This is a genomic window from Herbaspirillum seropedicae, assembly GCF_001040945.1.
In the GTDB taxonomy this organism is placed as follows: Bacteria; Pseudomonadota; Gammaproteobacteria; order Burkholderiales; family Burkholderiaceae_D; genus Herbaspirillum; species Herbaspirillum seropedicae.
The window spans coordinates 4,743,365-4,756,852 of the sequence record NZ_CP011930.1; the positions used below are offsets into that span (position 1 = coordinate 4,743,365).

Here is a 13,488-nt window from a genome sequence, read left to right on the forward strand (position 1 = left end):
GGCATTGTAACCTGTCCCCTGCGGTTGTCAGGGTAGCCACGCCCGCCCCCATCCCGCCTTTCCGCCCGGCCGCAGCCCGAATCCAGCCTATCGCCACCCGATGTTCAGTTTCTTCAAGAGAAAACCCAAACCGGAAGCGCAGCCAGCGCTGCCGCCCCAATCCGAACCGGCGCCGCCAGCCGCGCCCCAACCTGCCGCCCCGGCGGCGCCGGCCCCTGCTGCTGCCGCACCGGCGGTGACGCCTCCGGCGGCGCCTGTCGCGCCTGTTGCTCCTACGCCTGCTGCTCCGGTTGCCCCGGTTGCCCCGGTCGCCGCCGTCGAGCCTGTGGCCGAGGTGACCGAACAAGCCGAGGAAGCCGAGATCGTCCCCGCCCCGGCCCCGGCGCCCGAAGCCAAGCGTTCCTGGCTGTCGCGCCTGAAGGCGGGCCTGTCCAAGACCTCCAGCAACCTGACCACGCTCTTCGTCGGCGCGCGCATCGACGAGGATCTCTACGAAGAGCTGGAATCGGCCCTGCTGGTCTCCGACGCCGGCGTCGAGGCCACCCAGTGGCTGCTGGACGAACTGAAGAAGAAGGTCAAGGCTGAACGCCTGACCGAAGCCGCCCAGGTGCGCACGGCCCTGCGCACCCTGCTCATCGAACTGCTGCAGCCGCTGCAGCGTCCGCTGGTGCTGGGCCGCGACAAACCGCTGGTGATGATGATCGCCGGCGTCAACGGCGCCGGCAAGACCACCACCATCGGCAAGCTGGCGCTGCATCTGCAGGCGCATGGCCAGTCGGTGCTGCTGGCCGCAGGCGACACCTTCCGCGCCGCCGCCCGCGAACAGTTGGCGGTCTGGGGCGAACGCAACAATGTCCAGGTGATTGCCCAGGAGTCCGGTGACCCGGCTGCGGTGGCCTATGACTCGGTGCATTCGGCGCAGGCGCGCGGCACCCATGTGGTGATGGTCGATACCGCCGGCCGTCTGCCTACGCAATTGCACCTGATGGATGAACTCAAGAAGATCAAACGGGTCATTGGCAAGGCGATGCACTCAGCGCCCCACGAAGTGCTGCTGGTCATCGACGGCAACACCGGCCAGAATGCCCTGGCCCAGGTGAAGGCCTTCGATGATGCGCTGGGACTGACCGGCCTGGTGGTGACCAAGCTGGACGGCACGGCCAAGGGCGGCATCCTGGCCGCCATCGCCAAGACCCGTCCGGTGCCGCTGTACTTCATCGGCGTGGGTGAACAGATCGAAGACCTGCAGGCCTTCAACGCCACCGAATTCGTCGACGCCCTCCTGAGTTGAAACGATGATTGAATTTACCCGGGTTTCCAAGCAATACGCGCGCGAGGTCTATGCCCTGCGCGACATCACGCTGTCGGTCAGGAAGGGCGAGCTGATCTTCCTGGCCGGTCCCTCGGGCGCGGGTAAATCGACGCTGCTGAAGATGATCGCCGCCATCGAGCGTCCGACCGCGGGCAAGCTCGCGGTGAACGGCACCGACATCGGCGGACTCAAGGCGTCCGGCCTGCCCTACCTGCGGCGCAACCTGGGGCTGATCTTCCAGCAACAGAAACTCTTGCTGGACCGCAATCTTCTGTCCAACGTGATGCTGCCGCTGATCGTCACCGGTTCCTCGCGCCAGGACGCCGAAAGGCGCGCCCGCGCCGCGCTGGACAAGGTGGACCTGCTGGGCAAGGCCATGTGCGAGCCGATGGAGCTGTCCGGCGGCGAACAGCAGCGCGTGGCCATCGCCCGCGCCATCGTCAACCGTCCGCAGATCATCCTGGCCGACGAGCCCACCGCCAACCTGGACCGGGCCAATGCCAACAAGGTGCTGGCGGCCTTGAAATCCTTCCATGGCGTAGGCGTGACCTGCCTGATCTCCACCCATGACGAACAATTCCTGACCGGCGCCGATCGCATCATCTACCTGGACCGTGGCCGCATCGTCGATGGCTGGCACAACGGCGTGGCCAATCCCGTGGAGGTGTCGCCATGAACTGGCTCCGACAGCATTTCGCCGCCATCGGCGACGCCCTGCGCCACCTGCTGCGCTCGCCCGGCAATTTCCTGCTGAACGTGCTGGTGGTGTCGATTGCGCTGGCCCTGCCCTTTGCCGGGCTGTCGGCGCTGGAGAATGTGCGTCCGATCTCGGACCAGATGTCGGTGGAACCCGAGATCAGCATCTTCATGAAGCCCGACGCCAGCCGCGAAGCCGCACAGGCCCTGGGCAAGACCATCAGCCAGGTGCTCAAGGACAGCAATACCGTGGGCAAGGTCGAATTCATCCCGCGCGAAAAGGCCTTTGATGCCTTGAAGAGCAAGACCGGGCTGGCCGATGTGCTCAACACGCTGGGCAGCAACCCGCTGCCGGACAGCTATGTGCTGCGCCTGCCGGGCTTCCAGAACGCCATGGATGCGGGCCGGGTGGATCAGATCGCCCAGCAGTTGCAGAAGCAGGCCGGCGTGGATACGGTGCAGATCGATTCCGAATGGGTCAAGCGGCTGGCGGCGCTGCTGCGCATCCTGCGGCTGGTGCTGCTGTTCCTGGGCATCACGCTGGGTGCGGTGGTGGTGGCGGTGGTGTTCAACACCATCCGCCTGCAGGTGATGACGCAACGCGATGAGATCGAGGTCTCGCGCCTGTTCGGGGCGACCAATTCCTTCATCTATCGTCCCTTCTACTACACCGGCGCCCTGCTGGGCGTGTGCGCCGGGCTGGTGGCGCTGGGGCTGGTGGTGGCGGCGCAGCAGCCGCTCAATGCGGCCATCCTGGATTTCGCCCATCTGTATGCCTCCGAATTCCAGCTGGCCCTGCCCAGCCCGATGGCCATCGGACTGCTGCTGGCAGTGAGCGCATTGCTGGGCTTGTTCGGGGCCATGTTGTCGGTGCGCAGGCAGATGGCGCGTGGGGCTTGAGCGTAACTACCCGCATCCCCATCAGAAATAGTAACGGTCGACAATTCGCCGTTTGTGCCGTTTGTGCCGTGTGCGCAGCGTAGGCATGGTTCCATTGGCCGGTGTGCGGGTCGCCTCCAGAAGACGGCGGTAAGTGCCAACTGCGCCCCCAAGCACGCGATAAGTTGCCAGCGCCTGCCGTTGAAGCAGGACCTGCAGTGACCACCAGTGGTCATTGTTTTGCATATAAGCCGAGATGCCCGGATCGATCCAGCCGCCAAACCAGGAGAGCTTTTCCGCAAACTTGCGCAGGCTGTTCACGGTGTGCCGGGGCCGGCGGGGGATGTGTCCCAGTACACCGAACACATTGAACTCCGGTGTGCTCCACAATGCCTCGTGATGACCGATGCGGTTGCGGATGTCGCGGATTCTCTTGAGCAGCTTGACCAACCGCATCCTGAAATCCTGACTGCCGTAGGGCGTAGTCGCCGTGTCAGCCGCGTAGGGAAAAGCCGCGGCCAGAATTGCCGCCTGCAACCCGGGCGGCTGGGACCGATGGGCCAGCCCGGCAATGAGCACTTCCCAGAAACCAAAGGGCAAGGCTGCGACGACATCATCCGGGCTCACGAGGTAGCCAGCCGGCTTGCGAGCCTTGATCTTTCCCATTGCCGAAACCACATCTTCGCGCGCCTTGGGCGTGAGCTTGTGGACAGGCGGCAACTGAACAGGAGCCGCAGGATTGATGCCGTGGGCCGGATTGGGCCGGGGCATCATCCAGTCTGATGAGTCGACCGCGTGAAAATACTGGGATAAAGCACGATGCAAAGCGTTTCGCAGAGAAACCTCGACATCAGCCAGAAGTGGCAGAAAGCCAGCGCTGACCGCCTGGTTCCAGGCATAGCATCCCAGCGCGTCGCGGTGCGAAGTGGTGACAAAGAAGCTATCGAGGGCCGCCAGACGCGGCGTCGAGAAGTGTTTCTGCATATGGGTTGAAAGCGCAAAACGCAGAGTGCTATACTTCGACGCATAGAGACAGGGGTTTTCCGGGCAACCGGTCGTGCCCCTGTAAATTGAGGACAAAGCCCGCAGCAGCGGGCTTTGGACTTTCTGGCGGGAAATTTTAGCGTTCGAACTGCGCTGCAACAATAATTCGCCTGCCCGACCGTCTTCTTCGCAGGGATATTCTCGTCTGTTGACGAGTCTGCTTGCTGACTGTGGGTGGCAGACATGGCCTCGCCACCCCTCATCCCCGCCCGTCCTTTTCCGCCACAAAATTTGTTACAAGTTTCTGGGCCGCGGTTGACCCGGATCGCAACTTTTGTCGCCCGAACACGACTAATATGGAGGGGAAAGAATGCAATGGTCATCGGAAGAGCAATAGCTTGTCGCTATTGAACCTTCACTTTCATGCTATTAGCACTCCTGGGTGACGAGTGCTAGAATACCTTATCGAAATGCTCCACTTTTGGGGTCATGCATCAAATCGCGTCGCAGCACAGACCAGTCTGGCTCTGGTGCGCGACTCTACCGCTTCACACTGTTTCCGTTAGGAACCAAGGAGAATCCATGAAAACTGCGTCTGCACAAACTGCACTCATGCCTGCCGAGTCCAATGCACTCGCGCTGGGTTTTTCCGGCAGCCTGGGCAACATCGACGCGTATATCTCGGCAGTGAACCGCCTGCCCATGCTGACCCACGAGGAAGAGGTCAAGCTGGCCCGCGACCTGCGCGAAAAGAACGATCTGGGCGCCGCCCAGAAGATGGTGTTGTCGCACCTGCGCCTGGTGGTCTCGATCGCCCGTGGCTACCTGGGCTACGGCCTGCCGCACGCCGACCTGATCCAGGAAGGCAATATCGGCCTGATGAAGGCCGTCAAGCGCTTCGACCCGGCCCAGAACGTGCGCCTGGTGTCCTATGCCATGCATTGGATCAAGGCCGAGATCCACGAGTACATCCTGAAGAACTGGCGCCTGGTCAAGGTGGCGACCACCAAGGCCCAACGCAAGCTGTTCTTCAACCTGCGCAGCCACAAGGAAGGTCTGGACGCGATGACGCCGGCCCAGGTCGAGGCCCTGGCCAAGACCCTGGACGTCAAGCGCGAGGAAGTGATCGAGATGGAAACCCGTCTGTCCGGTCGCGACATCGCCCTGGAATCGCCCACCGATGATGAAGATGACAAGTTCGCGCCCATCGCCTACCTGTCGTCGGACAATTCGGAGCCGACCCGCGTGATCGAGGCCAAGCAGTACGACCGCCTGCAGTCCGAAGGCCTGGAAGCCGCACTGTCCAAGCTGGATGAGCGCTCGCGCCGCATTGTCGAGGCCCGCTGGCTGGCCAATGACGATGGCTCCGGGGCGACGCTGCACGAGCTGGCTGACGAGTTCGGCGTCTCGGCCGAGCGTATCCGCCAGATCGAGGCGGTGGCGCTGAAGAAGATGAAGACCTCGCTTCAGGCCTATTCCTGATCGGCTCCTGGCGGCTCAGTACGAGTCGGCAGTACCAACAACAAAGGCGCCCGAGGGCGCCTTTCTTGTTATCCAGACCAACCAGACGATTGATATCGTTTCAAGCCATCAGGACAGCAACAGCTTGATGTCATGCGCCAGCGTCTGCGGCCCCTGGCCGTGCTTGACGAAGAGGCGGATACGGCCCTGCGGATCGAACACGTAGCTGCCCGCGGTGTGGTCCATGGTATAGCTGCCCGGCTGCTTGCCCGGGACCTTCTGGTAGAACACCTTGAATTCCTTGGCGACCTTCTCGGTCTGCTGCTGGTCGCCGCGCAGGCCGAGGAAACGCTTGTCGAAGGCTGGCACGTATTGCGACAGCACTTCCTGGGTATCGCGCTCGGGGTCGACGGTCACGAACAGCACCTGCACCTTGTCCGCATCCGGCCCCAGTTCCTTCATCACATTGGACATCTCGACCATGGTGGTCGGGCAGACATCCGGGCATTGCGTGTAGCCGAAGAACATCACCACCACCTTGCCCTTGAAATCGGCCAGGGTGCGCGGCTTGCCGGTGTGGTCGGTCAGGGCGAAGTCCTTGGCATAGTCCAGCCCGGTGACATCGGTATTGTTGAACTTCAGCTCAGGCTTGGACGGCCCGCAGGCGGCCAGCAAGGTCGCGCATCCGGCCAGCAGCAGGGCCGAGAGGAATCTTTTCATGGGTTCAGAAGCTACGGAACAGGAAATAGTGGTCCACCAGCAGCACCGCGAACAGGATGGACAGGTAGACGATGGAATAGGCAAAGGCCTTGCGCGCGATCAGGTCGGTGTAGCGACGGTACATCTGCCACGAATACCAGAAGAAGATCGCTCCCAGCACGACCGCCGTGCCCAGATAGATCAGCCCGCTCATGCCGATGGCAAAGGGCAGCAGGCTCACCGCGAAGAGCGCGATGGTGTACATGAGCACGTGCAGCTTGGTCACGTCCATGCCATGGGTGATGGGCAGCATGGGCAGGCCGGACTTGGCGTAGTCATCGCGGCGATACATGGCCAGCGCCCAGAAGTGCGGCGGGGTCCAGATGAAGATGATCATCACCAGCACCCAGGCTTGCATGGGCACGTCGTTGGCCATCGCCGCCCAGCCCAGCGCCGGCGGCATCGCGCCGGCCAGGCCGCCGATGACGATGTTCTGCGAGGTGGCGGGCTTGAGGACGATGGTGTAGATGATGGCGTAGCCGACGAAGGTGGCGAAGGTCAGCCACATGGTCAGCGGGTTGACCAGGTTGTACAGCACCCACATGCCCAGGCCGCCGAGCACACCCGAGAACACCAGGGTCTGGCCTACCGTGATCTCGCCCCGCGCCATGGGGCGGCGGGCGGTACGGGCCATGCGCGAATCGATCTCGCGCTCGACCAGGCAGTTGATGGCGAAGGCCGCGCCGGCCAGCAACCAGATGCCCAGCGTGCCGAAGATGACCTTGTGCCAGTCCGGCAGATCAGGCGTGGAAAGGAACATGCCGATCACGGCACAGAACACCGCCAGCTGCGTCACGCGCGGCTTGGTCAGTGCCCAGTACTGGGCGATGCGGTTGGGTTGGGCGGTCAATGTGGTCATGGCGTGACGGGCCGGGCGGTGGCTGGTGGAGCAGCGATGGCCTGGCCGGAGGGTGCGTAACGGACCTTGTAGTTTAACATGACCATCAGGATCACCAGCAGCGCCGCGCCGCCGTTGTGGACCACGGCAATGGCCAGGGGCCAGTTCAGATAGATGGTCGCCAGCCCAGTACAGAGCTGCAAACCCAGCACGGTCAGGAGCCAGCGGCCGGTCTTGCGCAGCCCTTCTTCACGCAGGGCGCGGTGTGCCAGCCATACAACATACAAGATGACGACAAAGGCAAAGCTGCGATGCACCCAGTGGATCGCCGTCAGCGCCTGGAAAGGCAGGTAGTCGCCGCCGGAAGTCATGCCCAGGTGGCGCCAGAGCGTAAAGCCATGCGCAAAATCCATGTCCGGCACCAGCTTGCCGTCGCACAAGGGAAAGTCGGTACAGGCCAGCGCGGCGTAATTGGTGCTGACCCAGCCGCCCAGCGCGATCTGCAAGCCCAGCAGCGCAGCGCCCAGGGTGGCCGGCACGATCAGCGCGCGGCCGGCCGGGGACACCGGCAGGTGCGGCTCCTGCCGCGCGGCCAGCCAGGTCAGCATGGCCAGCAGGTTCAGGCCCAGCAGCAGATGCAGCGTGACGATGATGGGCTGCAGCTTCATCGTCACGGTCCACGCGCCAAACGCGCCCTGCAGGCAAACAAAGCCCAGCAGCGCTGTCGGGAACCAGGGCCGGAACTGCAACTCGGTCTTGCCCGATCTGATCCAGCGCCACCACGCCGCCACCATCAGCACGATGATCAGGAAGCCCACGGCCATGGCGAAATAGCGGTGGGTCATTTCGATCCAGGCCTTGGCCCAGGTGACCGGCCCGGTGGGCATGGCTTCCTGGGCGGCATTGATGTGTTCATGCGCCAGCAGGGGATTGGCGTGGCTGTAGCAGCCCGGCCAGTCGGGACAGCCCAGGCCGGAGTCGGTCAGGCGCGTGAAAGCGCCGAACATGATCAGGTCGAAGGTAAAGAACAGCGTCACCCACACCAGCTTGCGGTATTTGTTGGCCGCGCCCTGGGCGCGCCACACCACGGCCAGCGGAATGAGGGCCACCACGAGCCCGGTCAGGCCCAGTTGTATCAGCATCGTTGCAGTCATCTTGAATCAAACTTACGTCATCGCACAGCGCCCGCTGCGGCCCTCATCCTATCGACGAGGCCCGCAGCAGCTTGGAAATGTCTTTCTTCATCTTGCCGGGATCAGGGTCCTTGGGAAAACGCATCATCAGGTTGCCCAGCGGATCGATCAGGTAGATATGGTCCTCTACCGAGGTCCCGGCATCCACCGGCAACCAGGACCTGAGCTTGCCGGCATCGACCCTAAGGATATCGGTTCCGTCGTATTCGCGCAGGAGCAGCGTCTCGATGGGCTGGCGATCCGTCACCAGCCAGACCCGCTCGATGCGCTCCATCTCCTTACCTTGCATCAGCCGCAGCTGGCGCAGGGTGAACAGTTTCTGCCGACAGGGTTCAGCACAGTCACCGCCATCGACCTGCAGCATCACCCACTTGCCCCGGTAATCGGCCAGCGTGGCCGGGCTGCCATCGATGGCGCGGCTGCCCAGGTCGGGGATCGGATACTGGCGCGGATCGATCAGCGCGCCATAGTTGTTGCGGCTCTGCGGCTTGATGACGTAATAGGTGAGATAGGACGCGATCATCGGCGCGGCACAGACCGCCACCACGGCCAGCATCTTCCAGCGGCCCATGCGGCGGCGGCGAGCGGCCTCGCCCGGATCGGTCTTGCTGGGGGCATCAGGTTTTGTCGTTACGGCCACGTCTGAATCCTGTCACGATGAAAAAGAGAACAGCCATCGCCGCCAGTGCATACCACTGCACGGCATAGCCTCGGTGCCGGTCGATGCCCAGCGAGGGCGCGGGCCAGTCGCGCAGCAACCCGTCGCTCACGTCCCCGCCCTGCTCGATCACAAAGCCCGACAGCGGCATCCCGGACGCCTGCGCCAAGGCCGCCAGGTCGAGATTCTGCAGGATGGCGCCGGGCCTGGGTGCATCGGCCTGTCCCAGTTGCAGGACATGTCCGGCATCCCGGCGCAGCAGGCCTTGCACTTCGGTCGTCCCCTGGGCCGGCGGCGACTGTGGCACCCGGGTGCGATCAACGGCGTCACGCGGCGCCCATCCACGCGCCACTACCACGGCCTGCGCGCTGCCCTCCGGCTTGAACAGGGTCAGGACATGGAAGCCGACGGCGCCCTGGTGGGGACGATTTTCCAGATAGAGCGTCCATTGCGGGATGAACTGACCACGCAAGCTGACCTGGCGGAATTCATCCTGCAGCGATTGATCATCAGGAGGCAGTGCAGACAAGGGCGCCTCGGCGGCGCGGGCTTGCATGCGCGCTTGCAGGGCCTGCTTTTCCTGCGCCCGATGGGTCTGCCATTGCCCCAGTGCGATGCCGGCGGCGGCCACGATGAGCATGGCGCAGAAAGGAATGATCCGGAAACGGAATCTGGTTGGCATTAGTTAGTTTGGACTTACAATGAACTAAGAAAACGCACTACAAAAACTAAGAAATCCAGGCAATCCACCGCAGCATACCGCAAGCTGCGCTACCGAGACAGGAAATCTGCCGCCATGAAAATCGTCGTCGCCATCGCCTTCATCCTGATCCTGGCCAGCCTGGCCTCGGCGCTGATCTTCCTCATGCGCGACAAGGGCAAGAGCAACCGCACCGTACAGGCGCTGACCTTGCGGGTAGGCTTTTCGGTGGCGCTGTTCCTGTTCATCCTGCTGAGCTACAAGCTGGGCTGGATACAGCCCACCGGCATCCGCTGAGCCCCCTCCCCGGCCAGGCCGCATGAAAAAGCCGCACCTCGGTGCGGCTTTTTCGCGGGACGGCAACGCCGGCAGCGGCAGCCTTACAGCCAGTACACCACCACATACAGGCCCAGCCACACCACGTCCACGAAGTGCCAGTACCAGGCCGCGCCTTCGAAGGCGAAGTGATGGGTGGGCGTGAAGTGCCCGCGCAGCACGCGATAGAGCACCACCGACAGCATGATGGCGCCCATGGTCACATGGAAGCCGTGGAAGCCGGTCAGCATGAAGAAGGTCGAGCCATAGATGCCCGAGCTCAACTTGAGGTTCAGCTCGCTGTAGGCGTGGATATATTCATAGGCCTGGAAGCCCATGAAGACCGCCCCCAGCAGGATGGTCAGGAACAGCCACACTGCCGTCTGCGTGCGATGGCCGGCGCGCATGGCGTGGTGCGAGATGGTCAGCGTCACGCCCGAGGTCAGCAGCAGCAGCGTGTTGATGGTGGGGATGGGGAACGGTCCCATGGTGGTGAAGTTTTCCACCGTGCCGGCCGGGCCGACATTGCCCCACTGGCCAGCGAAGTCCGGCCAGATCAGCTTGTGGTCCAGATCGGCCAGCCAGGGCATGGTGATGCTGCGGGCGTAGAACAGCGCACCGAAGAAGGCCGCGAAGAACATCACCTCCGAAAAGATGAACCAGCTCATGCTCCAGCGGTAGGACAGATCGATGCGCTCGCTGTAGAGGCCGGACTCGGACTCGCGGATGGCGTCACCGAACCAGTAGTACAAGACCACCAGCACCATCAGGATGCCGAGGATGTTGACATAAGGGGCCCACGACACACCATTGACCCAGGCCGAGGCCCCGATCATGGTGATGAGCATGGAAATGCCCGCCATCATCGGCCAGCGTGACGGGCCTGGAACGAAATAGTGGGGCGCCTTGGCTTGCTGAGAACTCATGTTCTTCTCCCGGTACGAAATCCGATGGTTGTGGCCTGGTCCTGCACGCTTTGGCTTTCCTTAGTTTTTGGAAAGACAAAACTAACTTCCAGGTCTTCAATGACTAAATAAATTGCTACTCGATCAAGCTGATCATCTATCCGGCCAAGCGCGCTGATCATTGCCCTGTTGCGCTGCCCACCACCAGCTTGACGATGATCACCAGCACCGCCACGAACAAGGCAGCGCCCAGGATGCCGGCGATGATCACGTGGACCGGATTCAACCTGGCCGCATCCGATTCATAATCCTTGCGCTTGCGCACGCCGAAGAAGGACCAGAACACCGCCTTCATCGTCGCCCCAAACGAGGCCCTGCGCTGCGCGGCCTGCTTCAGTTCATCTGTCAAACTGCCTCCTTGCAGAGCACTCCTGCTCAGCCTGCGGTCTTGTCCTTGCCATTGATCTCGAAGAAGGTATAGGACAGCGTGATAGTGGTCACGTCCTTGGGCAGCTTCGGATCGATATAGAACACCACCGGCATCTGCTTGGCCTGGTTGGGCCCCAGCGTCTGCTGGGTAAAGCAGAAGCACTCCACCTTCTTGAAGAACGCCGCCGATTGCTGCGGCGCGTAGCTCGGAATGGCCTGGGCATCGACGTTGCGCGATTGCGTGTTGACCACTTCGTAGGTCACCTGGGTCATCTCGCCGGGATGGACCTGCATGCTCGTCACCGTGGGGCGGAAACGCCACGGCCCCTGGGCATTGCCGTCGAACTCCACGGTGATGGTGCGCGACTTGTCGATCTGGGTATTGGCGGGCGCTTCCACCGTCACGTCCTTGGGCGTGAGGAAGTTCACGCCGGTCACTTCGCAGATCTTGCGATAGACCGGGATGAGCGCGTAGCCAAAGCCGAACATCAACACCGCCACCACCAGCAGCTTGCGCAGCATCACGCGGTTCAGGCCGCGTTCTTCCTGGTCCTGCAGCGGATCATCGTGTTGGCTCATTGGGCAAACCAGATGCGGTTGATGAAGATGCCGATGAAGAAGGCCAGCGCCACCAGCCCCAGCAGCAGGCCGGTGCGCAGGTTGTTGGGTTTCTTGCGTGCAGTCATGGCGTCGGCCTTTGCTTCACGAGTGCTTGCTTGTCTATCTTATCCACAGCGGATCACTTCACCACCGGCGGTTCTTCGAAGGTGTGGAAGGGGGCCGGGCTGGGCACGGTCCATTCCAGGCCTTCGGCGCCTTCCCAGGGCTTGGCCTCGGCCTGCTTGCCGCCCTTGATCGACGGGATCACGACGAAGAACAGGAAGTACACCTGCGACAGCCCGAACCCGAAGGCGCCGATGGAGGCGATCATGTTGAAGTCGGTGAACTGCGCCGGGTAGTCCGCATAGCGGCGCGGCATGCCCGCCAGACCCAGGAAGTGCATCGGGAAGAAGGTGATGTTGAAGGTGATCAGCGAAGCCCAGAAGTGGAACTTGCCGCGCCATTCGTTGTACATGAAGCCGGTCCACTTCGGGCCCCAGTAGTAGTAACCGGCGAAGAGCGCAAACAGGGAGCCGGCCACCAGCACGTAGTGGAAGTGGGCCACCACGTAGTAGGTATCCTGCATCTGGATGTCGATGGGGGTGACGGCCAGGATCAGGCCGGTAAAGCCGCCCATGGTGAAGACGAAGATGAAGCCCACCGAGAACAGCATCGGCGTCTCGAAGGTCATGGAGCCGCGCCACATGGTGGCGATCCAGTTGAAGATCTTCACGCCGGTCGGCACCGCAATCAACATGGTGGCGTACATGAAGAACAGCTGCGCGGTCACCGGCATGCCGGTGGTGAACATGTGGTGCGCCCAGACGATGAAGGACAGGATCGCAATCGAGGCGGTGGCGTACACCATCGAGGCATAGCCGAACAGCGGCTTGCGCGCGAAGGCCGGGATGATCTGCGAGACGATGCCGAAGGCCGGCAGGATCATGATGTAGACCTCGGGGTGGCCGAAGAACCAGAAGATGTGCTGGTACATCACCGGGTCCCCGCCGCCGGCAGCGTTGAAGAAGGAGGTGCCGAAGTGGCGGTCGGTCAGCGTCATGGTGATGGCGCCGGCCAGCACCGGCATCACGGCGATGAGCAGATAGGCGGTGATGAGCCAGGTCCAGCAGAACATGGGCATCTTCATCAGCGTCATGCCAGGGGCGCGCATGTTCAAGATGGTGACGATGATGTTGATCGAGCCCATGATGGACGACGCGCCCATGATGTGCATGGCGAAGATGCCCATGTCCATGCCCGGTCCCATCTGGGTGGACAGCGGTGCATACAGCGTCCAGCCGGCGGCTGTGGCGCCGCCCGGCACCAGGAAGGAGCCGGCCAGCAGCAACGCGGCCGGTGGCAGCAGCCAGAACGAGAAGTTGTTCATGCGCGCAAAGGCCATGTCGGAGGCGCCGATCTGCAGCGGGATCATCCAGTTGGCGAAGCCCACGAAGGCCGGCATGATCGCGCCGAACACCATCACCAGGCCGTGCATGGTGGTCAACTGGTTGAAGAATTCGGGGCGGAAGAACTGCAGGCCCGGCTGGAACAGCTCGGCCCGGATCAACAGCGCCAGCACGCCACCCGAGAGCAGCATGGTGAACGAGAACCACAGGTAGAGCGTGCCGATGTCCTTGTGGTTGGTGGCGAAGAGCCAGCGGCGCCAGCCATGCGGATGATCGTGCGCGTGGTCGTCATGTGCATGCCCATGCCCGTGATCGTGCGAATGATCGGGGGCGTGATCGACAGTGGTAGTCAT

General features: G+C 62.7%; 16 protein-coding genes. 5 read left to right on the plus strand and 11 right to left on the minus strand.

The window, feature by feature from the left end:
• The first annotated feature begins 100 nt into the window (after nucleotides 1-100).
• From ftsY to ftsX, 3 genes are read left to right on the plus strand one after another with little or no spacing between them, the layout of a single operon-like run.
• On the plus strand, nucleotides 101-1,291 hold the full coding sequence (ftsY, locus tag ACP92_RS20665) for a signal recognition particle-docking protein FtsY (protein ID WP_081441928.1): 1,191 nt from the start codon (nucleotides 101-103) through the stop codon (nucleotides 1,289-1,291).
• A 4-nt stretch (nucleotides 1,292-1,295) separates the two neighbouring features.
• Nucleotides 1,296-1,988 carry a cell division ATP-binding protein FtsE gene (locus ACP92_RS20670; RefSeq protein ID WP_013236074.1) on the plus strand — a complete coding sequence of 231 codons (693 nt, stop codon included), beginning with the start codon at nucleotides 1,296-1,298 and terminating at the stop codon, nucleotides 1,986-1,988.
• Complete coding sequence (gene ftsX / locus ACP92_RS20675) at nucleotides 1,985-2,908, plus strand: permease-like cell division protein FtsX (protein ID WP_013236075.1); 924 nt, start codon at nucleotides 1,985-1,987, stop codon at nucleotides 2,906-2,908. Before ACP92_RS20670 ends, ftsX begins: the two co-directional genes overlap by 4 nt.
• A gap of 21 nt (nucleotides 2,909-2,929) precedes the next feature.
• On the opposite strand, the gene ACP92_RS20680 is transcribed toward ftsX, so the two are convergent.
• Entirely contained in the window at nucleotides 2,930-4,033 is a 1,104-nt protein-coding gene (locus ACP92_RS20680) for an Abi family protein (RefSeq protein ID WP_232284875.1), read from the minus strand.
• Between the two features lie 420 nt (nucleotides 4,034-4,453).
• On the opposite strand from ACP92_RS20680, the gene rpoH reads away from it, so the two are divergent.
• Nucleotides 4,454-5,353 carry an RNA polymerase sigma factor RpoH gene (gene rpoH / locus ACP92_RS20685; protein ID WP_013236077.1) on the plus strand — a complete coding sequence of 300 codons (900 nt, stop codon included), beginning with the start codon at nucleotides 4,454-4,456 and terminating at the stop codon, nucleotides 5,351-5,353.
• A 108-nt stretch (nucleotides 5,354-5,461) separates the two neighbouring features.
• On the opposite strand, the gene ACP92_RS20690 is transcribed toward rpoH, so the two are convergent.
• The 5 genes from ACP92_RS20690 to ACP92_RS20710 are packed head-to-tail and all read right to left on the minus strand — an operon-like array spanning nucleotide 5,462 to nucleotide 9,462.
• Nucleotides 5,462-6,052, minus strand: a complete 591-nt coding sequence (locus tag ACP92_RS20690; protein WP_013236078.1) for an SCO family protein — start codon at nucleotides 6,050-6,052, stop codon at nucleotides 5,462-5,464.
• A 4-nt stretch (nucleotides 6,053-6,056) separates the two neighbouring features.
• Nucleotides 6,057-6,950, minus strand: a complete 894-nt coding sequence (gene cyoE / locus ACP92_RS20695) for a heme o synthase (RefSeq protein ID WP_013236079.1) — start codon at nucleotides 6,948-6,950, stop codon at nucleotides 6,057-6,059.
• Nucleotides 6,947-8,083 carry a COX15/CtaA family protein gene (locus ACP92_RS20700; protein ID WP_013236080.1) on the minus strand — a complete coding sequence of 379 codons (1,137 nt, stop codon included), beginning with the start codon at nucleotides 8,081-8,083 and terminating at the stop codon, nucleotides 6,947-6,949. Before ACP92_RS20700 ends, cyoE begins: the two co-directional genes overlap by 4 nt.
• Nucleotides 8,084-8,126: 43 nt before the next feature.
• On the minus strand, nucleotides 8,127-8,693 hold the full coding sequence (locus ACP92_RS20705) for an SCO family protein (protein ID WP_013236081.1): 567 nt from the start codon (nucleotides 8,691-8,693) through the stop codon (nucleotides 8,127-8,129).
• 46 nt (nucleotides 8,694-8,739) lie between these two features.
• Nucleotides 8,740-9,462 carry an SURF1 family protein gene (locus tag ACP92_RS20710; RefSeq protein WP_013236082.1) on the minus strand — a complete coding sequence of 241 codons (723 nt, stop codon included), beginning with the start codon at nucleotides 9,460-9,462 and terminating at the stop codon, nucleotides 8,740-8,742.
• Nucleotides 9,463-9,576: 114 nt separating this feature from the next.
• Between ACP92_RS20710 and ACP92_RS20715 the strand changes: the two genes are divergently transcribed.
• Nucleotides 9,577-9,777 carry a twin transmembrane helix small protein gene (locus ACP92_RS20715; RefSeq protein ID WP_013236083.1) on the plus strand — a complete coding sequence of 67 codons (201 nt, stop codon included), beginning with the start codon at nucleotides 9,577-9,579 and terminating at the stop codon, nucleotides 9,775-9,777.
• Nucleotides 9,778-9,860: 83 nt separating this feature from the next.
• Here ACP92_RS20715 and ACP92_RS20720 read toward each other — a convergent pair whose 3' ends face one another.
• The 5 genes from ACP92_RS20720 to ctaD form a co-directional block, all read right to left on the minus strand.
• Nucleotides 9,861-10,721, minus strand: a complete 861-nt coding sequence (locus ACP92_RS20720) for a cytochrome c oxidase subunit 3 (protein WP_013236084.1) — start codon at nucleotides 10,719-10,721, stop codon at nucleotides 9,861-9,863.
• Between the two features lie 157 nt (nucleotides 10,722-10,878).
• Nucleotides 10,879-11,055, minus strand: a complete 177-nt coding sequence (locus ACP92_RS20725) for a DUF2970 domain-containing protein (RefSeq protein WP_048348747.1) — start codon at nucleotides 11,053-11,055, stop codon at nucleotides 10,879-10,881.
• 80 nt (nucleotides 11,056-11,135) lie between these two features.
• Nucleotides 11,136-11,708, minus strand: a complete 573-nt coding sequence (locus tag ACP92_RS20730) for a cytochrome c oxidase assembly protein (protein ID WP_013236086.1) — start codon at nucleotides 11,706-11,708, stop codon at nucleotides 11,136-11,138.
• On the minus strand, nucleotides 11,705-11,815 hold the full coding sequence (locus tag ACP92_RS24990; protein WP_208857376.1) for a cytochrome oxidase small assembly protein: 111 nt from the start codon (nucleotides 11,813-11,815) through the stop codon (nucleotides 11,705-11,707). Before ACP92_RS24990 ends, ACP92_RS20730 begins: the two co-directional genes overlap by 4 nt.
• A gap of 53 nt (nucleotides 11,816-11,868) precedes the next feature.
• Entirely contained in the window at nucleotides 11,869-13,488 is a 1,620-nt protein-coding gene (gene ctaD / locus ACP92_RS20735; RefSeq protein WP_013236087.1) for a cytochrome c oxidase subunit I, read from the minus strand.